This window comes from Streptomyces sp. NBC_01497, from assembly GCF_036250695.1.
Taxonomy (GTDB): domain Bacteria; phylum Actinomycetota; class Actinomycetes; order Streptomycetales; family Streptomycetaceae; genus Streptomyces.
The window spans coordinates 54,293-76,168 of the sequence record NZ_CP109427.1 but is presented as its reverse complement, the minus strand read 5'-3'; the positions used below and the strand labels follow the sequence as shown (position 1 = coordinate 76,168).

Sequence of the window (21,876 nt, the reverse complement as noted above, 5' to 3'; positions counted from 1 at the left end):
GTAATCGGCTTTGCCGGTGACAACCATCGTGCTTCGGCAGAAAAGCCATCGCGAAAATGCTGGAGATCGCCCAGCGATACCCCCGCATGTTCGCGCACTGGCGCTGCACCGTCGCAGCTGTGATGACCTGACGATCAGAACGACAAGAGCCGTGTAACGGGAGACTGTTACGCACGGTTCTGTGAGAGCCGGGAGGTGAGATTCCTCCCGGCTACTCGGCAGTCCGTTTCGCGAGCGCCCCTGCGCCTGGCGAGCCACTGCGTGTGCGCGCCTGATCGCACAGTCGATCAGGGAGCAGGGCCGGCAGACGCCTGCTGGGTGAGCGGGCACGGCTGGCAGAGGCTGCCGGGTCGCCCCCGGACCTGGCGTCCCGGGTCGTCCCTCGGACGTGGAGTCCGGGGGGGGGAACCCCCGGTTCGGCGCGGTCCGGCCGGGAGGTGGCAAGTGTCGTAGCCCGCGACCGACCGGGTCGGCCGACGCCCCTGGCCGGCGGCATCCGGCCGCACCCGGTCCGTCGCGACCGGACGCCCCCGCGCCTGCCGCGAGGGACTCCTGGCGTGCGTGTGGGGTGTCCGGCGATGAGTTCTGGTGCCTACAAGCTGTCTGCACAACGGGAAGCGCTCCGATCACAACTCAGAGGCAGGTGGCATTTATGGACATCGCACGCGTACTGATGGTTGCGCCCGTGGGGAACATCGAGACCGCGGTGGTCTGGTACGGACGGCTGCTGGGACGCCCGGCGAACACCCGGCCGATGGCGTCGCTGGCCGACTGGCACCTCACGCCGGGCGGCTGGCTCCAGGTCTTCGAGGATCCCGAGCGTGCCGGATCGGCGCTTCTCAACCTGGAAGTGCCCGATCTGGACGAGGCGTTGGCGCGGATCGCGGAGCGCGGCTTGAGCGCGGGGCCGGTTCAAAGGGGTGGCGAGCGCACCCGGATCGCCGCACTGGAGGACCTGGACGGCAACCGGGTCACGCTGCTGGAGAACCCGGTCGCCTGACCCGCGCTCTTCGGTCCCCGACCGGGCCGGGACGGCGGCCCGATCAAGGGCGGGCGGAGCGCCGTTGTCGCACCAGGGGCGGCAACGGCGGTCGAAGGTGATGCGACTCCGGACTTGGCGGCGGGTGTGGTGCCTCCGAAGCCGTGACGAGATGTCGGCTCGCCATCGTCACACGAGGGCGGAGCCGACGAGGCGCGGTGGCAGGGGCTTGCATCCCGTCGGTCCCCGCCGCCGCGGCCTTTGACAGAGTCTCCTGAAAGGCGGTGCAGCCAGGTGACGGCGGGCTCCGCGGGGCCGGGAGCGTGATGGCGCCGGGCCCCGCCGGTGCTTGTGCGGTCAGGCCCATTCGATGCCGAACTCCCGGAGCGCGTGCGGCTGCTCGGGGGTGAGTTCGTCCCGCCGCGTTTTGGTGTTGCTGTGCCAGATGCCCAGCGCCAGGTCGTGCTCCTGGCCGGCGATAACGCTCCGTTCTCGGTGGGCTCGCTTCACCGACGGCGTCCCTTCGCGAGCGACGTATGCGTGAGGGCTACCGGGCCCCGCTGGAACCCCGCCTCAGCCTTCCCCCGGACCCTTGACCGCGTCGGCCGGCGCCGGGGGAAGCTCCGCCGGGTCGGGAGACGGGGCCGCGGCCCCGGCCAAGGGAACACACCCGTGAGGGTGGCCTCGCAGGCCCTGCGGTCGAGGTTGTGACGTTCCGTCACGCTCTTCGCGCGCCGAACTCGGTGCGCCCGTTGCAGGCGGGGGAGAGGTCTTCGTCTCGACGGGGGTGCCGACGTTATGTCGGGGACATTCTGGGCGCTTCTGAACGCCGGGTGGCTGACGAGCTGTCGTGGGTGAGTCGTCGCAAACTGTTCGGTCGTGGCGCTCCTGGCGGACCCGGACGCGCCGACAGAAGTCGCGCAGTGCGCAGCTCGGGACCTCCCCGCTCGCCTCGTGGACAGGATCGGTCGGCATCGGCGATCCCACATCAGGGTCGTGAGAGAGCCCTTCACCGCGGGGACCGAGGATCTGTCCACGTTGGCGGGCCGGATCCGGGCGCGCGGGCGTGGAGAGGATTGGGACGTCGTTGTAGCGCTCACCGACCTGCCGTTGCACGCGCAGGGGCGCAAGCTCGTCGTGGAGCTGAGCCATGAGCACGGCCTGGCGCTGCTGTCCCTCCCCTCGCTGGGGGGCCAGCGTTTCCAGGAGGGCCCGGCGGGCGGCTGAGGGGGTCGTGGTCAGCTTGGCCGGTGGTCAGGCTGCTGCGGCGGAACGGGCCCGCCGTCTGTCGGCGGGAGGTTTCACCGGTCGCCTTGGTTGGCGACGACGGGGCCGCGGATCTCCGGTATGTCGTCGGCGGGCCGCGCGGTTACCCGAGGGTGCTCGGCGGTATGGTCCGGGCCCAACCGGCCGTGGCGCCTGGTTCCGGGGCTCTCGAAGGCATTGGCGGCCGCGCTCGCCACGGGGGCGGTCGCCACCGTGAACTCCACACTCTGGAATCTGGCCGCATCCCTCGACATTCCACGTCTTGTGATTGCCACGGTCGGTTCCATCGCACTCATGGTCGGCTGGCTGATTGTGGACGCGCGCCTGTGGCATCGGTCGGTGGAGGACTCGCCGGAGGCGAGGAAGCGGGCGGCTCTCTACAACGCGTCCACGGTCGTGACGGTGGGCATCGGGGTGGTTGTCTGTTACGCGGGGCTACTGGTCATCAACTTCGTGTGGGCGCTCTTCATCCTCAACGGCCACGTTCGCCTCCATGACACGGACCCCGCTGCATGCCGCCCAGTACTGGACGCTGGCCTGGTTCGTTGCTTAGGTCGCCACGGTGTGCGGCGTCCTGGGGTAAGGGCTGGAGAGCGACGAGGCGGTGCGGGCGGTCGCCTACTCCAAGCGCGAGCAGGAACGTCGTGACATGCTCCGCGACACCGGCGGTGACCAGTCGGGGGCGGAGGGCTGAGTTTCGGACGCGTGGTCGGTCGGTGGCGCCCGCTTCGAGGATTCCGGCGGGTCGGTCCGTGCATGGCTGTTTCGCCACCGGGCCGGGGGACACCCGGACATTACGTCGCGGGGCGCCGTAATTCGACCGGCGAACCGGCGACGGGATCCCCGCCGCCAAGATCCTGGTGTGCGGGCCCGCACAGGCACCCGAGCATCGCTGTAGCGCCTCACGGGACTCAGGCTCACACGCAGTGTTCCTCATCGTCGCCGCTGCGGTCATGCCACGACAACCAGGGAAGTCATCATGAAAGCAGCGGTATACGAAGGTCCGCGGGACGTCACGGTGAAGGACGTACCGGACGCCAGGATCGAGCACCCCTGCGACATCATCGTCAAGATCACCACAACCAACATCTGCGGTTCGGACCTGCACATGTACGAGGGCCGCACCTCGTTCGAGACGGGCCGCACGCTCGGCCACGAGAACATGGGCCAGGTCGTGGAGGTCGGCTCGGCCGTCAGCAAGGTCCAGGTCGGCGAGTACGTGGTTCTGCCGTTCAACATCGCCTGCGGCTTCTGCAAGCAGTGCGAGAGGGGGCTGACGAACTACTGCCTGACCATGCAGCCGGAACCGGCCCTCGCCGGAGCCGCCTACGGATTCGCGGACATGGGGCCCTACCAGGGCGGCCAGGCGGAACTGCTGCGCGTGCCCTACGGCGACTTCAACGCGCTGCGTCTTGGTGAGGACGCCGCCGAGCGGCAGAGCGACTACGTGATGCTCGCCGACATCTTCCCCACCGGGTACCACGCCACCGAGATGGCCCACGTCAAGCCGGGCGACCAGACCATCGTGTACGGGGCCGGCCCCGTGGGGCTGATGGCCGCCTACTCCGCCCTCCTGAAGGGAGCCGGCCGCGTGTGGGTGGCCGACCACCAACCCGACCGGCTGCAGAAGGCGGAGGAGATGGGCGCCATCCCGATCAACACCGCCGAGCACGAGCCGGCGGAGGTCGTCAAGGATGCCACCCTCGGTCTGGGTGCCGACAACGGTTGTGAGTGCGTCGGCTACCAGGCGCACGACGCCGAGGGCAACGAGGACGCCAGCCTCACACTCAACGGACTGATCGACTCGGTCAGGTTCACCGGCGACATCGGCGTGGTAGGTGTGTTCATGCCCCAGGATCCCGGTGGCGAGCAGGCCCAGGGGAAGCTGGAGGCACGGGGAAAGGTTCCGATCGACTTCGGCCTCATGTGGTTCAAGGGCCAGCAGATGGGCACCGGACAGGCGCCGGTGAAGCGGTACAACCGGGCCCTGCGGGACCTGATCGCCGGCGGCAAGGCCAAACCGAGCTTCCTCGTCTCCCACGAACTGCCCCTGGACGAGGCATCCACCGCCTACCAGCACTTCGACGCCCGCGACGAGGGCTGGACCAAGGTGGTCCTGCACCCGGACGGACACGGAAACGGCCACAAGCGGTGACGACTGCCGCCGCCGTGCCGCCCGTCTCCTGGACCGGTCGGGGAGACGGGCGGCGATCGCCCCGGCTCCGCCGAGGTCGGACAGGCATGAGCCGCATGCGCTGCGGTCGATCTGAACCAGCTGCGATCGCGCGCGTCCAGCGGTCATGACGCACGATCCGCGTCCAGGGTCCGTCCTTGACTCCCCGGACAGCAGCCCTCACAAGCTCCCGACACAAGGAATGAGAACCATGGCAGACGAACTCCGCGGCCGTAAGGTTGCGATCCTGGCGACAGACGGCGTTGAGCGCGTCGAACTCGAACAGCCGCGTGGCGCACTCTACGGCGCCGGTGCGACGACAGAAGTCCTCTCCATCCACCCCGGAGAGATACAGGCCCGCCAGGGCGACCTGGACCCCGCGGGGACCTTCCCCGTCGACCAACTCGTCTCGGACGCCTCCGCCGACGACTACGACGCCCTGCTGCTGCCCGGTGGCACCATGAACCCCGACCAGCTGCGTACGAACAAGGACGCCATCGGCTTCGTCCAAGCCTTCATGAACGCGGGGAAGCCGGTAGCCACGATCTGCCACGGCCCGTGGACCCTGGCGGAGGCCGATGTCGTACGCGGACGCCGTCTCACCTCGTGGCCCAGCATCCGCACGGATCTGCGAAACGCCGGAGCCGAAGTCGTCGACGAAGAGGTCGTCATCGACCGCCAACTCACCTCGAGCCGTTCGCCCGCGGACCTGCCCGCTTTCTGCGCCGCCATCATCGAGCAGTTCGCCCGGACCGGCAGCCCGGTCTCCGCCGGCGCCTGACCCGGCCGTGACGCGCCCCAGGCGCCCGCAGGACGGGGCGCCTGGGGCATCGCCGGACAGCGGGCATCCCGCCTGCACTCCGGAAAGGCGGGGGCGTACCGGCCCTCTCGTCGGGGCGGGCGGCGCCGACGAGAGGGCATTCAGCGAGGCTGGCCCAGCGCCGCTGCGGGGCGCAGATCCTCTTCGACCCCTTCGTCCATGGCGCGCCGGCCAACGCCCGCCCGAGCCGAGGTGCCTGTTTGAAGAGGTTGTGCCCGGCGGCGAAGAAGATCCTGTCGGCTTCCCAGACCGCCATGCTGTCCTCGCTCCACGGCAGGCTTGTCATCCAGCAGTTGAGGTACTCGACGGGCTCGGGGACGAGACCCGGCAACGCGTGGGAGACGTACGCGCGGGCTCGGTCGCCGAGTGCCGCCAGTTCTCCGGGGTCCGCGAACCTGCCATCCTCCCGCACCTCGACCGTTTGGCTCAGGCCCACCGCATAGCGGCTGTTGCCCGGGTAGGGAGCCGGGTAGACACCCACCTCTCCGAAGTCGCCGCTACTGTCCTGCAGGCAGGCGACCCGTTTCGGGGGCGATCCCTTGACCCGGAAGGTATGGCGCGGATGTGGGCCGCCGGCTGCACGGGCAGCGAAAGCCCCACGTTGCGCGCCAGCCGCGCGATGCCCAGGCTCGCGCACATCACGGCCGTCGCGTACTCTTCGCGGCCGGCGGTACTGAGTACCTCCACCGTGCCGCGGCCCGTCGGGCGCAGCGAGATGACTTCTTCGGTGACCAGCGAGTCACCCAGCGCCTCGGACAGGCTCTCGACCGCGACCGGTTTTATCTCGTGGTCATGAAGAACTACCCGCCACAGTTCAAGGCGGACGGGGTCGCGCTGTACGAGTCGCGGCCCGATGCGACGATCAGGTCGGTCGCCGCCGATCTGGGGATCAATGCGGAGACCCTACGGAACTGGGGGCGAGCTGCGGGAGTAAACCGTCCAAGGGGACGTCGGACGCAGGAAGCGGCCCAGCCGCCGACCCTGCTGGAGGCGGAGAACGCGGCTCTTCGGAAGAAGGTTCGCGAGCTCGAGGAGGAACGCGAGATCCTGCGGAAGGCGGCGAAGTATTTCGCCGGGGAGACGCGCTGGTGAACCGCTTCCAGTGTGTCGCCGACCTCCAGCGCCGTTACGGCGTGAAGCGGGAGCGGTTGAGCGGCGAGCCCCACACCCTGCACCTGAAAATCCGGCCAAGTGGGATTGGGAAGGCAACGCCCCGTAACTCGCCCTCCACCTGCCCGTACTTCGTTTGCCCTATCGTTTCGTCTGTGACGAAACCAGTGGGTGTCGGGCAGCTGAGTGGCGGCGATGAGCCGCAGGAGCGGCGCACTATGCGCGAGCGGCTGGTGGAGCGTACATGCGCCTGGTGCGGTCAGTCCGTCCCATACGCGGGGACCGGGCGCCGCCCGAAGTACTGCAGCGCCGCTCACCGCACGCGCGCGTACGAGCTGCGTACCGCGCAGGCCCGCGCGGGCCTGTCGCCTGCCGAGGGTGGCCGCTCGCCGGACCCGGTGACGCAGATCGTCGAGCGCACCGAGACGGTGGTGCGCACAGAGCCGGGCGGGGTCCGGCAGGTGCCGGCGGCCCGGTTGAGTGGCGAGCCCTACACGCTGCCGGAGGACGCGGTGGAGTGGGTCCAGGCCCTCGCTCACCTGCGCCAGGTCATAGCGCGGGGCGGCCTGCCGGAGATGGCCCGGGAGCCACTCGCGCGTGCCTGCGAGGCGGCCGCTCGCGAACTGCGCGGCCCGACGCCGTCGTGAAGGTCGTGTGGGGCTGCCGCTGACGCGGGACGCCGCAGACCACGCCGCTGGGGAACACCTGGGCCAGTGCGGGTGTTGGAGCGAGCGTGGCCGTGGAGGGGACAGTGTCCCCGGGCTCCACATATTGCCCGTGGGGAAGATCGTTCGGCTGAAGTCCCACGGAGCCTTTCGCCGCGAGGCGACCGCCCTCCGCGACCACCCTCTTCTCGGCCCGAGTCCCTCGGCTTGCCGGGCGGTTTCATGTCCAGGCGCAGTGGCTCGGGGCCCCGGTACGGCGGGTCAGCTGGGCTCGGTGCGGGTCTGGACGTAGCTGCCTTTTCCGTGGGTCGTGACCCGCCCGGGGAGTCCTAGTGTCCTGAGTCGTTAGTTCGGTTGCGGTTGTAGGGTGGGGCGGTGCCTGGTCCGAAGCCGTTGCCGCTGGAAGTGTCCGATCACGAACGTCGGGTTCTGCGGGGCTAGTTGCGTAAGCAGACCGCCCCTCAGGCGCTGGTGCTGCGGTCGAGGATCGTGCTGGCGTGTGCGGATGGTGTGTCGAACGCGCGGGTCGCGGATGACCTCGGTGTGTCGAGGGAGACGGTGCGCAAGTGGCGGTCCCGGTTCGCCGCGGACCGGCTGGAGGGCCTGGCAGACCGGCCGCGGTCGGGGCCGCCGCGGAAGATTACGGACGAGCAGGTCGAGGCCCTGGTCGCCAGGACACTCGACCAGGCGCCACCGACGGGCGACTCCCACTGGTCGACGCGTTCGATGGCCCAGGCGGCGGGGATGTCGCAGTCGGCTGTCTCGCGGATCTGGCGGGCGTTCGGCCTCAAGCCGCACATCGTGGAGACGTGGAAGCTGTCGACCGACCCACAGTTCGTGACCAAGGTCCGCGACGTGGTCGGCATCTACCTCGCCCCGCCGGAAAATGCCCTGGTCCTGGCGGTGGACGAAAAGTCGCAGATACAAGCCCTGGACCGCACCCAGCCCGTGCTGCCGATGGCGCCGGCCACACCGGCGAAGATGACCCACGACTACGTCCGGCACGGCACGACCAGCCTGTTCGCCGCCCTGGACATCGCCTCCGGCTCGGTCATAGCCCAGCACTACCGCCGCCACCGCCACCAAGAGTTCCTCCGCTTCCTGAAGGTCATCGACGCCGCCGTCCCCCAGCACCTCGAACTCCACCTGGTCCTGGACAACTACGCCACCCACAAGACCGAACCGGTCAAGAAGTGGCTGCTCCGACACCCCCGCTTCCACCTGCACTTCACCCCCACCTCCGCGTCATGGCTCAACCTCGTCGAGCGCTGGTTCGCCGAGCTGACCTGCCGCAAACTCCGCCGCTCTGCCCACCGCAGCGTCATCGAACTCGAACGCGACATCCGCCACTGGATCAACGAGTGGAACAAGAACCCCAAGCCGTTCGTCTGGACGAAGACCGCCGACGACATCCTCGACACCCTCGCCGCATACTGCACACGAATTAACGACTCAGGACACTAGCGCCTCACACGGCAACGTCACCGACTCCGCGGCGACGCCTCGGCGACGGCAGCGGTGGCCTTCAGGAAGCGCCACTCGGCATCGCTGACTGACGCCCTCAGGACGCAAAGGGCCCTCAGTGCCAGGCAGTGCACACAGTTGTGGCGCTCGGGCGGCCCTGGGCAGGCCCGCGTGGAACCGCGATGAGCAGCTGCTGAACGGCCGCATTTACGGCTCGGAGTACGACGACCCCCACCCCGGCCCGGTCCCACATCGGAACTATGCCGAGCTGGTCGGCGGGCCGCTGGACGGCCTGCTGCTGGACGTCCACGAGTGGCACTCTGAAAACGGTCAGTGCGATTCCCGGATGTGACTCACCGGGCCACCCCCCAGGGCTTGATCAAGTTCCCTCGGTTCCCGTCTTGTTGGTGATGCCCAGGAATGGGAGTGCTCGTTCGGGTTGGTCACGGATCGCGCGGGTGGTCTTGGCGATGTTGTCGGCTCCGAGGGTCTTGAGCAGGCCGATGGCGAGGTTGCGGAGGGTGGCCATGGCGCGGGGTGCGGTGCCGTTGTGGACGGTGGATGCGTCCTCGGCGAAGGTCACGTCTCTGACGTGGTGCAGGGCTTCGATTGTCCAGTGGCCGCGGCCCGCGGCGGCGAGTTCGACCGGGCGGGCCTCGTGGGCGTCGAGGCTGGTGACGGCGTAGACCGTCTCGCGACTCTCGCGGCGGCCGGTCTGCTTGCGGCGGCGGTGGACCCGGATGGCCAGGCGGCCATGGGGGAAGGCGATCCCGGCGAGCTCGTCCGCGATGCCGCAGGTCTTGATCGAGCGGGATTCGCGGCGACCGTGGCCGGTGGAGGAGGAGGTGTGCTGGACGGCGATGTCCCGCCAGGGCAGGGCGGCGAGCTGCCGGTGTGCGGTCGGCTGTTTTGCCTTGATCACCGCGACGTAGTGGGCCTTCTTGGTCTCGACCAGCCAAGTGACGTTCGCCCGGACCGAGTGCAGGGCGTCGAAGGTGACGAGGGCTCCGGCCAGGTCCAGCGGCTCGAGCAGGGGCCGGAAGTACGCGGTCTCGTTCGTCTTCGTGCCGACCTCCGCCTGGGCAAGGGTCACCGCGCGGTGGTGGGTGACCGCGGAGAGCAGGTGCCTGCGGGTGGCGGTGAGACGGACGGAGCCCTTCAGTGCCTTGGCGTCGACGGCGATCACGCGCCGCCCGGACGCGGTCCCCGCGGCAACGGCATGGCGGCCGGCGAGGTAAGCGCCCATGCCCGGTCCAGGGCGTCACCGTCAACAGTCCCCAGTACCCGCCCGATCGTGGTCCGCGAGGGAGCCCGCCGCCACCGCAACGGATGACGGCGGACACCAACCGCCGCCAGCAGTGCGTCCGAGGCGCGTTGCGCCCACTCGGCGATCTCGTCAACGCTTCTCGCTCCCGAGACGGCCGCGCACGCGCACACCAGCAGAATAGCGGTCAGCGAGTACCAGCGGCCCCGCCGCCCACGAGGATCGGGCACCAGGTCCAGGTAAGGGCGCAGGTCAGCGACCCGGTCCGCGTCCAGCGGGCCCAGCTTCACCAGCACCGCGGGAATAGGGGAAGATACAGCGGCAGGCACGGGCCACCTCATGATCGTTGAGCTTCGACACCCCAATGATCACGGACCCCGTGCCTGCTCTGCTATGCACCCCAACCTGTCACTGCCTGACCCACCGACACGACTCCGGAACTTGATCAAGCCCTGAGCCTGACCACCACACCAAAGGTGTCCGTCAAAGCGGAACAAGCTCAAACCATGGGCGAATTGCGCCGACCCGGCCCGACCCCTCAACGGCGCCATTGGCGGAGCCAGCCCTGCGGCGGCCGACGCTCCGACGTCACCTTCTTACCGAAGTCATCACCTCGATCGTCCATGAGGGATCGACGAGCTGCTCATGCATGTCGTGGCGCCCGTGGTGGGTGGTGTGGCGCACCGGCCGACGGTTAAGGTCAGATGCCCGGCCGGTAGCGCATCGGGTGGTCTTCCGGTACTTCGACCACGCAGATGTTCACCCCGTCCGGATCGGCGGTCCACATCTCGATCAGCCCCCAGGGTTCTTTTGCGGGCGGCCGCTGGATCGGGACACCCAGGCGGGCGAGTTGCTCGTACGCCGCCTGGGCGTCCCCTACCTGCAGCCAGAGCTCGAGGCCGGCGGACGGCGGGCTGTCGGAGCGGCCCGAGACCTCGAGGAAGCCTCCCCCGAGGAAGTAGACGGTGCCGCGCTCGGGTCCGGTGCCGAACTCACGGAAGACTTCCAGGCCGAGCTTCTCACGGTAGAAGGATCGCGAGCGTTCGGGATCGGTGGGCCGGAGCAGGATCCTGCTGCTCAGTACGTGCATCATGCCCTAACTGTCCTCCGGGCCGCGGGTGTGCGGCTCGTCCGACTCGCCGCGTCAGCGGTCTGTCGCGGCACAACCGGGTCGTGGTGAAGGCGTCGATGCGCTGCGCGGTCGGCTTGCTCGTCGCCGAGGTTCGGACGTGCGTCCGCGAGGAGACTGCCTTCCTCAGCCGTGCTGCAGTACAGGGGAGGAGCCGATGTGGAGCTCTTGGGCTGCGGGTTGCCACCTGACCCTCAAGATCGCCGGTGAGCCGCGAGTCGGACCGGCGTCGGCTGAAAACCTCACCCAGGTGGTCACCGAGATGGTCGCCCACAAACCGGACGGCTTCGTCTACGCGGGCACCCCCGCCCGCGCCGCGGCCGTCGCACACACCCTCGCATAGACGGACTTCAACGGGCCCCGGGGCCCTGGTGGAGCTCCACGTCCGGCGCCAGGCCGGGCACGACCACGTGCTCGGCGCGGCCTACATCCCCGAGCGCGGGTCGGTGTGGCTGGAGATCCGCCACGGCGGGCGGGGCAGCCCCGTCGGCAGGTACAACGTGCGCCCCAGGTCGACCATGGAGCTCCTGGTCGGACAGGCGATCTTGGTCGTGAACCCGTCTACCAGGAGCTTTCTCACGTGCCGACACCGCCGCACACCTCAACCATCCGCCCTCAGCCAGGTTGAAAAAGGTTCATGGAGTCCCTTTTTTCAGTGACGGGTGACCAGGTGTCCAGCGCCATTCACCGCCGGCCGCCGCGTACCCGGTCGCGTGAGCGTGGGAGCGACGGCTGGCTCTGTTGATGACGAGGAGCAGCGTCTTTCGAGCAGTTCGAAAGGCGGTTCCCGCGTCGAACCTAGATGGCTTCAGACAGCAGCTCGCTCGAGCGGCAAGAGGCCGTCTCCCGCTCCCCCTCGACCTGCCGCCTGCGGGGCCCCCGCGCGAGGTCTGGGCCCGGAAGGTGCAGGCTGGGGGTATGGCGGGCGTTCCGATTGTGGTGCACCGGCTGTCCGGGACGGGTGGCCGGCGGGTCGTGGTGCGCGGGGAGATCGTCGGACTCGCGCACTCGGACCATGACCTGGACGTGTTCCTCGAACGGGTCGGCCTGCCGGACGCGGACCTGTCCGGTCTGTTGGATGATCCGCGGTGGGTGGAGTGGCGGGGAGATCCGCCGCACGAGTGGGACAGCGGCAACGCCGCCGGGTCCTGACCGCGCCCCGGGGAGGAGGCTGGCGTGCTGACGCCTCCGATCGAGCCGATGCTCGCCCGTCCGCTTCTCGCCCTGCCTCCCACCGGACGGACGCCCGCGCTGTACCAGCCGAAATTATGGACAGAGGGCTGATCTGTCCGCTGTCCATTCTCAGGTGCTTGACCCGTGGGACCTGGCGACTCTGGCATCGAGGGGGCGCTCTCGTCGTCGCTTGCCACCCGGCGCGGGAGTTGCGCACCGCGCGCGTGCAGTGTGCGCACCGTTGGCGATTCGGGCCGCAGGCACGTGCAGATGCGTGAGCGCTGCTTCACCGGACGCGGATGATCGTCTTTCCGTTGATCTTCTGGGTCGGGTTGAAGGCAGCGACAGCATCGTCGAGGCTCGCGACCTGGCCGATATGCGTCCGCAAACGTCCGTCCTGCACTCGCCGAGCGATCTCGCCCAGTTGGGCGCGGTCGGAGACAACAACGAAGTCGACCGCCAGGCCGTTGGCCGGCCGCGCCTCCGGCGGGCCGGTGACCGTCACGAAGGTTCCTCCAGCTCGCACCAGCCGGGCCGATCGTGCGCCGATGTCGCCGCCGAATACGTCGAACACGAAGTCGACTCCGCCGACGTCTTCCAGCGTGTCGTTGTCGAGGTCGACGAACTCGTACGCGCCGAAGTCGAGTGCGCCCTTGCGATGGGCGGCGCGTCCGGTGCCGATGACGTACGCACCGGCCTCGCGTGCGAGCTGCGCCGCCATCGAACCGACCGCGCCTGCGGCGCCGTGCACGAGCACGCTCTGCCCCGCCGAGAGGTGACCGTGCTCGAACAGCCCCTGCCAGGCGGTCAGGCCCGTCATCGCGACGCTCGCGCCGACCGTGAAGTCGACGTCACCGGGCAGCGGCGCGAGGTTGCGCGCCTCGACGACGACGTACTGCGCGAGGGTGCCGTCGCGGGTCCAGTCCGTGATGCCGAACACACGCTGTCCGACCGACAGCCCCGCCGTTCCAAAGCTGAGCGAGGTGACCACTCCGGCCACCTCGTGACCGGGGATCGACGGCGTCCGGTCCCGGCCGAGGCGATCGACCCAGGTCGAGGGCCACTCCAGCTCGTTCCCGGTGAAACCCGACGCATGAACTTCCACGACGACATCACCGTAGTTCGCGCCGTCAAGACTGGCGAGCCGCGCCGCGTCCGGATCGGGCCGCTCAGCCAGCGTCATCCCTGCGGTTCCGGCAGCCGGGTCCGTGACCACGATCGCTTTCATCTGCCTGCCTCTTTCTACGCTGGTCTTTGTTCGTCCCCGTCACGACGTGACGGGATATGGGTGGTATCTCCGCTCCCTACGGGCGGATCTGGCTGATCGTCATTCGCTTGGCCGGAGAACGCCGCAACCGCATCATCGAGGGTTGCGACGTTGCCGGTGACTGTCCGCAGGCGTGCGCTGGGCAAGATCGCCCAGTTGGGCGCGGTCGGAGTAGACACCGAAGTCGATCGCCGGGCCGTTGGCCAGCACCTACCGCCGATCACGTCGAAGACCAGCGCCGAGGCCGGTGCGTACGTCTTCGCCTGCGACTGCTTAGCCAGGCCGGGGGCTGCGCCGGAAGCTCGACGGCGGGCGCGGCTGGCAGACTGCGGGCTCAGTCGGCGATGGGGCCGACGACTTGGGGGATTTCGAACAGGTTGCCGGTGTCTCCGGTGTGCAGGAATGCGACGTTGCTGTCGCCGGGGATCCGTCCGCTGCGGGCGTGGTCGAGCATTCCGGCGAGTCCCTTGCCGGTGTAGACGGGGCCGACGAAGACGCCTTCAGCTCGGGCCAGCTCGCGGATGGCCTCTGTGCTTTCGGGGGACGCGACGGCGTATTCCTCGCCGATGGAACGCTGGTCGGAGGACTCGGGCGCCACCGACACCCCGTGCGCTTCCTGCGGCTGCGCACCGACGTGGCGGCGGACAGCCTGTGAGCGTCGGCGACGACCCACCGGTGATATCGCGGCGCTCCCTCGCAGCCCACTCCTAGGCGGTGCACGGAGCGGCCCCCGGTAGTCGCCTCCCGCCAGTATGAGGCGGCCCGAACGTCAGGCGCCGAGCACCGCCGACTGGGCCAGCAAGTACGCCAACCGGTTCGGGTGCTTACGGCCGTCGTTGTCTCCGTGACCATCTGCGCGGGGCAGGAACAACTGAGTGCAGGACGCTGGCGCGGGGGCATAGCGTCTGGCGGCCGGCGGCATGGCCGCCGGGGTCGTCTGCGAGTCGGATGGCTGCTGTGATCCGTTTGCCTACGGGTTCTCGGCGGATACGGAAGGTCTGACACACGGCCATCACGATTTCCAGTCCGTGCTCCATGAGGCACGGGCCGGGCGCGTACCTGCGGGCATTGGTTACCAGTTCACTCACCACCAGCTGCACCGTGTCCATCGCCCGCTGCGACACCGGTAGCCCGTGTTCGGTTTGCACGATGGTGAGGAAGTCCCGGGCCGTTTCACGGGCCTGCGCGATTTCCGCGCTGTCCTCGAGCACGAGGGACGCGAGGAGGGGACGGTCGACGAGCGGCTCGCCCTCGTTGTGCGAAACAGTCTCCATGGGCCCCCCTTAGTCTCGAAGGACCGTACATCTTTCTCATCATCTGCCCCTGACAGGCTCCAATATCCGCACACCGGCAAGGCATAGACCCCAACTGCGCCAAAGGCCGGGCGAAGGGCTGAACACCCGCAAAGCAGCCCCGCCGGACGGGCGAGAACGACGAGGCCGCGCAAGACGGTCCCACAGTCAGGAGGTCTGCAGCGGGTTTTCTGGACGACGCCTTGCAGCAGCGCGCCCGCTACCGCCGCCCCCGCGCTGCGGCGGCCGCCACCACTGCGCCGGCGCATCTGGTCGTCTTCGACGCCTTAGAACACCGCGGCCGCGCCCTCCTGGGCGAGTCGCTGGGGAGCGATGGGACCTGCTGGTGGACGTCTTCGAGCGGCGCTCCCTCCACGCGCCCTGGACTCTGGTGCCGTGCACGCGCGATCGGACGGTGGCGCTCGGCTGGTTCGATCCGGCGTGGGTGAGGCGGGTATCGAGGGCGTGGTGGTGAAGCCGGTTGCCGGCACCTACCGGCCGGGCGAGCGGGTGAGCTGGTCCAAGGTCCGTCGCGTACAGCACGGCTGAGGGACTGGTTGCCGGAGTGACCGGCCGTCCGGGCGCGCCGGCGACGCTGCTGCTGGGCCGCCACGACGCGGTGGGCGGTCTGCGCTTGGTGGCGCGCACGACGCCGCTGTCCCGAGAGGCTCGCGCGGAGGTGGGCGCCCTGCTCACTCCGGCAGGCGTGGGCATCCCTGGTACGGGGGCCTCTTCTCCGCTGGGTGGGGTAGCCGCGAGATGCTCGAGGTCGAGCCGGTGGAACCCGTCGTCGTGGTGGAGTTCCGCGTGGACAGCGCGCTCGACCACGGCCGCCACCGCCACCCCGTGCGTTACTTGCGCATCCGTCCGGACCTGGAACACGGAGACCTCTGACCCCTACACGCTGTGCGTCTCTACCGGCACCCGGGATGTCGGGGCGGCACTGGAGGTCGCACGGCAGCGGCTGGCGGAAGCCGCCCAGGTGACACGCGACGCCGTCGCTGCCTGACCGTCCGGCGCGTCCCGTCCGCAACACCCAGGCTGGGGAGCAGGGTTGACGTGGCCGCGGCGTAATCTCGGCGAAGGGGACTGTCGGCACCTTGAGTGTGGCAGTCCCCTTCTGCGTCTCCTTGCCGGGCGCCGTATGCGGCGCCCTGGCCCCCAGGACGTACGAGAGCCGCGGCAGGGCGGCGGCGTGGGATGAGGGCGGGGCGGAATCGACAGGTTTACTGCTCCGATCGGGGGATAGCGGGCAACTGCCCACCACGGCACGGAGGAGGTTTCCCGCATGTCTGTCAGCACCGTACTCACCGCTCCAGCTCCCATATCCGCGCCTCGTGAAGAAGTGTCGGGTGGCTTGCCGTTGGTGGAGGATCCGCAGGCGGTGGCCCCTGCGGTGCGCGGGCGGTGTCGAGGGTGTTCTTCGACCGGCTGCAGAGCTTGGAGGAGGGAACCCGCGAGTACGCGTATGCGCGTAACACGCTGATCGAGATGAACATGTCGCTGGTCCACTTCGCGGCCCGCCGCTTCAACGGCAGGACCGAGATGGAGGATGTGATCCAGGTCGGCATGGTCGGCTTGATCAAGGCCATCGACCGTTTCGACCTCTCGCGCGAGACGGAGTTCACGACCTTCGCCGTCCCCTACATTGTCGGGGAGATCAAGCGGTTCTTCCGTGACACCAGCTGGGGCGTGCACGTCCCCCGCCGGCTGCAGGAGCTGCGTGTGGAGCTGGCCAAGGCCCGTGACGTCCTGCACACCCGCCTGGACCGTGACCCCACCGTCGCCGAGCTCGCCGCGTATCTCGGCCGGCCGCAGGAGGAGGTCGCGGAGGGCATCATCGCCGCCAACGGCTACAACACTGACTCCCTCGACATGCCCTACGACCATGGTGACGGCGCCCGCGCCCGCAACGTGAGCCTCTCCGAGTTCACCGGCGCCCTCGACCCCGGCATGGAACTTGTTGAAGACCTCACCTCCCTCGCCCCGCTCGTCGCCAAGCTAGGCGAACGCGACCGGCGCATCCTGCACATGCGCTTCGTCGAAGAGAAGACCCAGTCGCAGATCGGCGAAGAACTCGGCTACTCCCAGATGCACGTCTCCCGCCTCCTCGCACGAGCCCTCAAGACCCTGCGCAGTGGCCTGCTCACCGAGAAATAAGTTCCCAGCATGCGGCCTGTGAGGGCGCTCACACATTCGTTTGCTGCGGGGGGCGCCGGGTAGCGGAGTTTTTGCTGGCGTGGCCTGGGGAGGTCCGCCGTCATACAGCGGTGGGGCCCATCGATTCGATGGGCCCCACCGCTGTATGACGGCCGCGCGAGGCCGCGTTCCGTGTCGCTCACCACCGACCGGGCGGCGGTGGCGAGGTAGGGCCGCGGCTTGTGCCCGCCGGGTGCCGGCCGGGCTGTTGAACGAGGACGATGGGTCTGCTCGTTCGCGGACGGAGAGGGCTCTTGTGGGATTCTTCGTCACTGCACCGCGTCAACTCCCCTCGCGATGGTCTTGCTCCTGCCGTCCACGGCCCCGGATACATGGTCGGCGGCGGTCGGCCGCGCCGCGCAGCTGCTCGCTTCGGCATGGGGCGCCAGTCGCGGCCGCAGAGCTGAGGGATGGGCTCGCGGGCTTTGGCGTGAGGTGCGCGACCAGGTTTGCTCGCGCCCGGTGCAGCAGGCGAACGGTCGGTGGTGTGGGCATCGCCTGGGACTTCACAGCCCGGCAGGGGTGGGGCGACTTCGCAGAGCCCGATCTGTCGGTGGTCGAGCGGGTGGCGCCGCGTTGCGCAGCGCCTCCTGGACGTCGGCGTTACTGTGCCGGTGCCGATGGTCGCGGCGGGCCGGCTGGTGGTAGCGGTGCCCGTCGCATCGGTGGTGAGCGCCATCAGCGTGATGGCGCTCGGCTGCCGCTGCGAACGGCCCGGCAACGTGCACCTGGTCGTGGACGGCCTGCGGGTCGAGGCGAGTGCCAGCTCATCACGGACGGCCGCCTGGCCGCAGGCCACATCCGCCGTGCCCTGGGCGCGCACGGGTTCACGCCGTGGACGCGGGGCCGGAACCGAGTGAACGCCAGCATCCTGCACGTGGCTGCCGCGAGCATGGACGAGGACTTCGACCCGCAGAACAACGTGATCCTCGCTGCGGGTCGCCAGCCGCTTGTAGGCCGCGAGCTGGAGTTCGCCGCGCTGGACAGCCTCGCGGCTGACGCCCAGTAGGGCGCCGCTCCAGGTCGCGCTCCCGGTCGCGTCTGGGAGTCATGGCGCGCACCGCCGAAAAGATGCTCTGACCTGCTGGACAAGGGGCCGGTTGGGGTGGCTGCGCCACGCTGGCTACTTCCCTGTGCTGTGTCTTGCGCGCGTGGTTGCGTCGGGGAACTGCTGGTTGGAGCTGTCGGCTACTGAGTGTCCAGTTCGCCGTCGGGTCGGCAGCCGGGGCAGGATTCCGCGCCGTGGGCGAGGGCGTCCAGGGCCTGTTGTTGGGTGCAGGCGTGTCCGTCGTCGTGGCGGGAGATGAGGAAGCAGCCCATTGTGTGGAGTCGTATGGGTCGTCCGTCTTCGTGGTGGATCCGCCACGGTCGCTCGGCCGCACGCTGGGCGATCATCGTATGCCGGGTCTGCTTCGCCGATGGGCTGGCGTACGCGAGAAGGGAATCGGCCGGCGGTTCCGCCGGTCGGCCTTATCCCTTGCACTGCGGCCCGTGCCGGGTCACCGAGACGGCGACGGTCGGGATACGGCGGTTGCGGAGGCCAGACCACGAGCGGGCGTTATGGCCGTCACCTCAGGGAAGTTGAGGGGCCGTTCAGCCGTCGCGGGGAGGGAACGAAGCCGCGCGGGTCTCGCCGAGTGCGGCGAGGTGGCCGGCGGACATGCCGAGGACGGAAGCCGACCAAGGCGAGAGCGACCTTTGCCAGAGACGATCGCAGCCTCTCGGTGCGCTGGTCGTGTCGTCGCGTCAGTCCGGTTATCGCTGCTGCAGTCCTCGCGTGGGCGACGGCTGTGCCTGCTGTCGCGTGGGTGGTCGCGGGGTCAGGCGGCGATGGCGGGTGGCTGGGGAGCCGAGTCCGTCAGTCTCTGTCGAGCGGCGCGCAGGGCGGTGTCGATGCTGCGTGTGCCGGTGGATATGCACAGTGTGTAGGAAACGTCCTCCAGGCGCTGCCGGGCCTCGGCGGAGCCTTCCTCGGCATGCAGGGTGTGGAGCGTCTCGTACTGCTCGACAAGTTCCTGCAGCACGGCGGGGTGGGCCATCAGCATGGCGGCTCTCCTCATGGGGATCGGGCGAACGTGCTCCGGTATCGCGGCGGTCACGTCCGCGTCGGGGCGGTGAAAAGGTCGGTCGTGCCGGTGAGGTCGAGGACGCGACGCACGATGGGGCTGGCCGTGAGCAGAGTCAGGGACTTCCCCTCCGCGACGGCATGCTGCCGGGCTTCGAGCAGGGCGCCCAGGGCCGAGCAGTCCCAGAAGCTGACAGCGTCGAGGCGGAGGTCGACTCCCCGATGTGAAGCGCGCAGGGCCTGAACCAGGTGATCGCGGACCAGGTACCGGGCCTCATGGTCGACCTCTCCCCGTATCGCGACCGAGATCCGCGCATGGTCCGGTGCGCTGGTGATGGTCGTCAGACAGCGTGGACCCGCTGTGCGCGTCCGGCCCGCGGCCCGTGCGGGGGTAGGGGAGGCGCTCGGCGCAGTGCCTACTTTCCCGGACATGGCCAGCCCCTTACACAAGCACGTCGGACGTCTTCAGATACCGGAAATATAGTTCACGTGTCAGGGTGACGCAATCAGCCTGTTGGCCTAGCATGGGCGGATGGATACAGTGCCGGAGACCCGCATCGGATGGACGTTCCTCACCAACCATGCGCGCGTGCTGACGGCCATTGCGGACAACCCCTCTGTTCGCATCCGGGACATCGCTGCGCACTGCCGGCTGACCGAGCGAGCCGTTCAGAAGATCATCACGGACCTGGAAGAGGACGGATACCTCTCCCACATCCGTGAAGGGCGCGCGAACACGTACCGGATCGTTCCGGGCAAAGTGCTGCGCCACCCCGCGGAAGCGGGCCTCACCGTGGGCTCGCTCCTATCCCTGCTCGTTCAGGACGAGTCCGAACGCTCGCCGCAGTACGCCCACGTCAAACAGTGACAGCCCGCTTCCATCACCTCCTCGGTACGGGACGCGGCAAGCGTGCCGAGGCGCGCAGTCGACGCGTCTGAAGGCGGATGGCGGTGGGCCCGAGGTGCTGCGGCGGCTGGGCCAGCCCGGCGGGCAGCCTCGCTGTGAGCCTTCGCCACGAAGGCGCGGGTGAATTCGGTGAGGTGGTAACAGGCGGGTGCTGCCTGGCCGCTGACGAAGGGGAGGCCCCACAGCGACGTGAACGCATCGACTGCCCTGTGGGGACGCGGGTAGATGTCCGCATCGAGTTGCAGGGGGCAGGGCGCAGGCGCGGGGGGACATCCCGAACGCTGCGCCGGGCCGGACCTCGCGAGCCTCCGCCTGGCTGAACCCTCCAGGAGGCGCCTCGTTCAGGCAGGAATGCTGACAATCAACGCTCGGCGATCGGGAGCTCCTGCCCCTGAGGAGGCTCGCAACGGCAAATCCGATGTCCCGCCGCGCCTCATAGGGCCGTTCCGTGTCGACGACATGAAGCCCTGCCGGCTTCGTCGCGGGCGGCTTCAAGCAGTTCACGCCAGGAGGCAACCGTGGGGCGCCGCTTCAGGACGGCTCGGCGCTCCCGTTCTGTCATCCCTCCCCATATGCCGAACTCGATGCGTTCGTCCAAGGCGTAGGCGAGACACTCGGTACGCACCGTGCAGCCATGACAGACGGCCTTGGCGCGGCTTTGCGCTGCCCCCTGCACGAAGAGGTCATCCGGGTCGGAGACACGGCAGGCGGATCGGATTCGCCAGTCATAGTCCCAGGTCATGCGGCACACCGCCACAGTTGAATGACAGTCATGCAAACACCATAGAAAGTGAGGGCTCGCCAGGGACAGCACAAGTTGAACGGTCACCCAATCGGGTGGTTGATGTGATGTACATCTAGCTTCGAGTGCAGCGGCGATGGAAGGCTCGACCAGATGCCCCTGCGGGCCGCTGCGTCGAGTCGTCGTCCTCAAAGCCCGGTCTCGACCTGGGCCCAGCCGGCGCACGAGCGGCATGCCGAGACGTCGTTCCCAGCAGACCGCGAGGCGCTTGACGAACCTGCTCACGACTGCGACATGGATACGGCCGCAGTGACCGCATCGCGAACGCATCCAGAGTTCAACTTCATTCAGCACTCGGTCATTTGTAGTCATTCATTGTGATCATTGGACTATCGGTTTGACCCTCGGTGATGAGCGGGTCGGGTCCACGTCACGGACGCCCGCCGACGCCTCGTCCCCGCTGTCCCACAGCCCAGTCCTGCAGAGCCACGGCGCGGGCAAGCATTCGCCTGACCGAGTCACCCGGCTCCAAGACCCGCCGCCGCCGGCGGCAGGGCAGCCCTCCACAGGGCTGCCCTGCCCGATCGCCCACGACGGTCCTTGCTTCACCGCTGCCACGCCGCGCTCGCTCTTGGCAGGAGGAGCATCGGCCTCGGTACTGGCACGTGATCCGATAGGGTCCAGCTATGTCCTACATCTTCGTCCGTGTTCGGACTGCCTAAGACGCATGCCGCCGAGTCGTTCATCGACCGGCGCCAGTTGAGGAACCCGCAGGAGACCACCGCGGTCTCACGGCACTGCCCTGCAGGTATCGCTCGACCTTGACCGTCGACGCGCACCGTCGCTGGTGAGCGCTTCCACGCTATGTGCTGCCCGTGAGGGGAAGGCACACGCTGGTTCGTCGCTTTCACCGGCCTGTGCGCCCGGCCACTGAACCGCGACGCGCCTGGTGACAGGTGCGCCCGTTTCTCCTTCAGCTTCGGCGGATCACCGCGCCGGCATCGCCCCTCAGGTATGCCTGCCGCGCCGCCCACCGGACATTGGACTGACCCGTATGACATCCGTCTCCAGCAACTCCCCCCGCCCGCTGCCCGCTCGCCATGCGAGTACCACCTTCGTTCTCGTGCACGGCTCTGGCTCCAGCTCGTTCATGTGGGCCCCATCCAGCGCGAACTGGCACTGCTCGGCCATCGCAGCTTCGCCGTCGACCTGCCCGGGCACGGCTTCGACGCCCAGTACCCAGCCGCCTCATCAGATTCGATCACAGAGGGCCCTTGGCCGGGCCTGTGACGGCCTGATTGCTGCCTCGTGATGGGTTGGGAGCTGCGGGCCATGGGCGACTGAGACGACCAGGGGCGCCA

The 21,876-nt window shown here is 68.8% G+C and carries 25 protein-coding genes and 3 pseudogenes; 16 read left to right on the top strand and 12 right to left on the bottom strand.

The annotated features are described in order from the left end of the window. Nucleotides 1-652: 652 nt before the first annotated feature. Nucleotides 653-1,000, top strand: coding sequence for a VOC family protein (locus OG310_RS00330; RefSeq protein WP_329453836.1), 348 nt, complete (start codon nt 653-655; stop codon nt 998-1,000). A 336-nt stretch (nt 1,001-1,336) separates the two neighbouring features. Here OG310_RS00330 and OG310_RS00325 read toward each other — a convergent pair whose 3' ends face one another. Further along, nucleotides 1,337-1,489 (bottom strand): hypothetical protein, encoded by a 153-nt coding sequence (locus OG310_RS00325; RefSeq protein WP_329453835.1) that lies wholly within the window; start codon nt 1,487-1,489, stop codon nt 1,337-1,339. Between the two features lie 369 nt (nt 1,490-1,858). Here OG310_RS00325 and OG310_RS00320 point away from each other — a divergent pair. The 6 genes and pseudogenes from OG310_RS00320 (at nt 1,859) to OG310_RS00295 (ending at nt 8,477) form a co-directional block, all read left to right on the top strand. After that, a pseudogene (locus tag OG310_RS00320) lies at nt 1,859-2,939 on the top strand (hypothetical protein). A 285-nt stretch (nt 2,940-3,224) separates the two neighbouring features. Continuing rightward, nucleotides 3,225-4,400 (top strand): glutathione-independent formaldehyde dehydrogenase, encoded by a 1,176-nt coding sequence (locus OG310_RS00315; protein ID WP_329453834.1) that lies wholly within the window; start codon nt 3,225-3,227, stop codon nt 4,398-4,400. Between the two features lie 229 nt (nt 4,401-4,629). Further along, on the top strand, nt 4,630-5,199 hold the full coding sequence (locus tag OG310_RS00310) for a type 1 glutamine amidotransferase domain-containing protein (RefSeq protein ID WP_329453833.1): 570 nt from the start codon (nt 4,630-4,632) through the stop codon (nt 5,197-5,199). Between the two features lie 603 nt (nt 5,200-5,802). Beyond that, nucleotides 5,803-6,330, top strand: a complete 528-nt coding sequence (locus tag OG310_RS00305; protein ID WP_329453832.1) for a transposase — start codon at nt 5,803-5,805, stop codon at nt 6,328-6,330. A gap of 173 nt (nt 6,331-6,503) precedes the next feature. Beyond that, nucleotides 6,504-6,995: a hypothetical protein gene (locus tag OG310_RS00300; protein WP_329453831.1), complete on the top strand. Its 492-nt coding sequence runs from the start codon at nt 6,504-6,506 to the stop codon at nt 6,993-6,995. A 459-nt stretch (nt 6,996-7,454) separates the two neighbouring features. After that, the gene (locus OG310_RS00295) at nt 7,455-8,477 is read left to right on the top strand and encodes an IS630 family transposase (RefSeq protein WP_329453830.1); all 1,023 of its coding nucleotides are present in this window, start codon (nt 7,455-7,457) and stop codon (nt 8,475-8,477) included. Between the two features lie 379 nt (nt 8,478-8,856). Here OG310_RS00295 and OG310_RS00290 read toward each other — a convergent pair whose 3' ends face one another. The 3 genes from OG310_RS00290 to OG310_RS00280 form a co-directional block, all read right to left on the bottom strand. Further along, on the bottom strand, nt 8,857-9,723 hold the full coding sequence (locus OG310_RS00290; RefSeq protein ID WP_329453829.1) for an ISAs1 family transposase: 867 nt from the start codon (nt 9,721-9,723) through the stop codon (nt 8,857-8,859). Then, on the bottom strand, nt 9,660-10,082 hold the full coding sequence (locus OG310_RS00285; protein ID WP_329453828.1) for a transposase family protein: 423 nt from the start codon (nt 10,080-10,082) through the stop codon (nt 9,660-9,662). Before OG310_RS00285 ends, OG310_RS00290 begins: the two co-directional genes overlap by 64 nt. 359 nt (nt 10,083-10,441) lie before the next feature. Continuing rightward, nucleotides 10,442-10,834, bottom strand: a complete 393-nt coding sequence (locus OG310_RS00280) for a VOC family protein (RefSeq protein WP_329453827.1) — start codon at nt 10,832-10,834, stop codon at nt 10,442-10,444. Nucleotides 10,835-11,027: 193 nt separating this feature from the next. Here OG310_RS00280 and OG310_RS00275 point away from each other — a divergent pair, with 193 nt between their 5' ends. Beyond that, entirely contained in the window at nt 11,028-11,213 is a 186-nt protein-coding gene (locus tag OG310_RS00275; RefSeq protein ID WP_329453826.1) for a hypothetical protein, read from the top strand. An 81-nt stretch (nt 11,214-11,294) separates the two neighbouring features. On the opposite strand, the gene OG310_RS00270 is transcribed toward OG310_RS00275, so the two are convergent. Then, nucleotides 11,295-11,450 carry a hypothetical protein gene (locus OG310_RS00270; protein ID WP_329453825.1) on the bottom strand — a complete coding sequence of 52 codons (156 nt, stop codon included), beginning with the start codon at nt 11,448-11,450 and terminating at the stop codon, nt 11,295-11,297. Between the two features lie 338 nt (nt 11,451-11,788). Between OG310_RS00270 and OG310_RS00265 the strand changes: the two genes are divergently transcribed. Continuing rightward, nucleotides 11,789-12,022, top strand: a complete 234-nt coding sequence (locus tag OG310_RS00265) for a hypothetical protein (protein WP_329453824.1) — start codon at nt 11,789-11,791, stop codon at nt 12,020-12,022. A gap of 307 nt (nt 12,023-12,329) precedes the next feature. Here OG310_RS00265 and OG310_RS00260 read toward each other — a convergent pair whose 3' ends face one another. From OG310_RS00260 to OG310_RS00250, 3 genes are all read right to left on the bottom strand, one after another. Next, nucleotides 12,330-13,271, bottom strand: a complete 942-nt coding sequence (locus OG310_RS00260) for an NADP-dependent oxidoreductase (RefSeq protein WP_329453823.1) — start codon at nt 13,269-13,271, stop codon at nt 12,330-12,332. Nucleotides 13,272-13,644: 373 nt separating this feature from the next. Continuing rightward, nucleotides 13,645-13,914: a pyridoxal-phosphate dependent enzyme gene (locus OG310_RS00255; protein ID WP_329453822.1), complete on the bottom strand. Its 270-nt coding sequence runs from the start codon at nt 13,912-13,914 to the stop codon at nt 13,645-13,647. Nucleotides 13,915-14,134: 220 nt separating this feature from the next. Further along, entirely contained in the window at nt 14,135-14,584 is a 450-nt protein-coding gene (locus OG310_RS00250) for an ATP-binding protein (RefSeq protein ID WP_329453821.1), read from the bottom strand. A gap of 777 nt (nt 14,585-15,361) precedes the next feature. Between OG310_RS00250 and OG310_RS00245 the strand changes: the two genes are divergently transcribed. The 5 genes and pseudogenes from OG310_RS00245 to OG310_RS00225 all read left to right on the top strand — a co-directional run bounded on the left by OG310_RS00245 (nt 15,362) and on the right by OG310_RS00225 (nt 17,810). Continuing rightward, entirely contained in the window at nt 15,362-15,496 is a 135-nt protein-coding gene (locus OG310_RS00245) for a hypothetical protein (protein ID WP_329460530.1), read from the top strand. A 10-nt stretch (nt 15,497-15,506) separates the two neighbouring features. Beyond that, the gene (locus tag OG310_RS00240) at nt 15,507-15,611 is read left to right on the top strand and encodes a DUF5133 domain-containing protein (RefSeq protein WP_443078810.1); all 105 of its coding nucleotides are present in this window, start codon (nt 15,507-15,509) and stop codon (nt 15,609-15,611) included. A gap of 279 nt (nt 15,612-15,890) precedes the next feature. Beyond that, nucleotides 15,891-16,762 (top strand): annotated as a pseudogene (locus OG310_RS00235) (RNA polymerase sigma factor SigF). A 653-nt stretch (nt 16,763-17,415) separates the two neighbouring features. Next, the gene (locus OG310_RS00230; protein ID WP_329453820.1) at nt 17,416-17,661 is read left to right on the top strand and encodes a hypothetical protein; all 246 of its coding nucleotides are present in this window, start codon (nt 17,416-17,418) and stop codon (nt 17,659-17,661) included. 17 nt (nt 17,662-17,678) lie between these two features. Further along, complete coding sequence (locus OG310_RS00225; protein ID WP_329453819.1) at nt 17,679-17,810, top strand: hypothetical protein; 132 nt, start codon at nt 17,679-17,681, stop codon at nt 17,808-17,810. A 179-nt stretch (nt 17,811-17,989) separates the two neighbouring features. Here the strand turns inward: OG310_RS00225 and OG310_RS38415 are convergent, their stop codons facing one another. The 3 genes from OG310_RS38415 to OG310_RS00215 all read right to left on the bottom strand — a co-directional run bounded on the left by OG310_RS38415 (nt 17,990) and on the right by OG310_RS00215 (nt 19,298). Beyond that, complete coding sequence (locus OG310_RS38415) at nt 17,990-18,196, bottom strand: DUF6233 domain-containing protein (RefSeq protein WP_443078508.1); 207 nt, start codon at nt 18,194-18,196, stop codon at nt 17,990-17,992. 425 nt (nt 18,197-18,621) lie between these two features. Continuing rightward, nucleotides 18,622-18,846 (bottom strand): DUF5133 domain-containing protein, encoded by a 225-nt coding sequence (locus OG310_RS00220; RefSeq protein ID WP_329453818.1) that lies wholly within the window; start codon nt 18,844-18,846, stop codon nt 18,622-18,624. A gap of 50 nt (nt 18,847-18,896) precedes the next feature. Then, nucleotides 18,897-19,298: an STAS domain-containing protein gene (locus OG310_RS00215; RefSeq protein WP_329453817.1), complete on the bottom strand. Its 402-nt coding sequence runs from the start codon at nt 19,296-19,298 to the stop codon at nt 18,897-18,899. 100 nt (nt 19,299-19,398) lie between these two features. On the opposite strand from OG310_RS00215, the gene OG310_RS00210 reads away from it, so the two are divergent. Then, on the top strand, nt 19,399-19,734 hold the full coding sequence (locus tag OG310_RS00210) for a helix-turn-helix transcriptional regulator (RefSeq protein WP_329453816.1): 336 nt from the start codon (nt 19,399-19,401) through the stop codon (nt 19,732-19,734). A gap of 472 nt (nt 19,735-20,206) precedes the next feature. Here OG310_RS00210 and OG310_RS00205 read toward each other — a convergent pair whose 3' ends face one another. Next, nucleotides 20,207-20,515: a WhiB family transcriptional regulator gene (locus OG310_RS00205; RefSeq protein WP_329453815.1), complete on the bottom strand. Its 309-nt coding sequence runs from the start codon at nt 20,513-20,515 to the stop codon at nt 20,207-20,209. A gap of 1,054 nt (nt 20,516-21,569) precedes the next feature. Here OG310_RS00205 and OG310_RS00200 point away from each other — a divergent pair. Then, a pseudogene (locus tag OG310_RS00200) lies at nt 21,570-21,763 on the top strand (alpha/beta fold hydrolase); the annotation flags it as partial. Nucleotides 21,764-21,876: the final 113 nt, after the last annotated feature.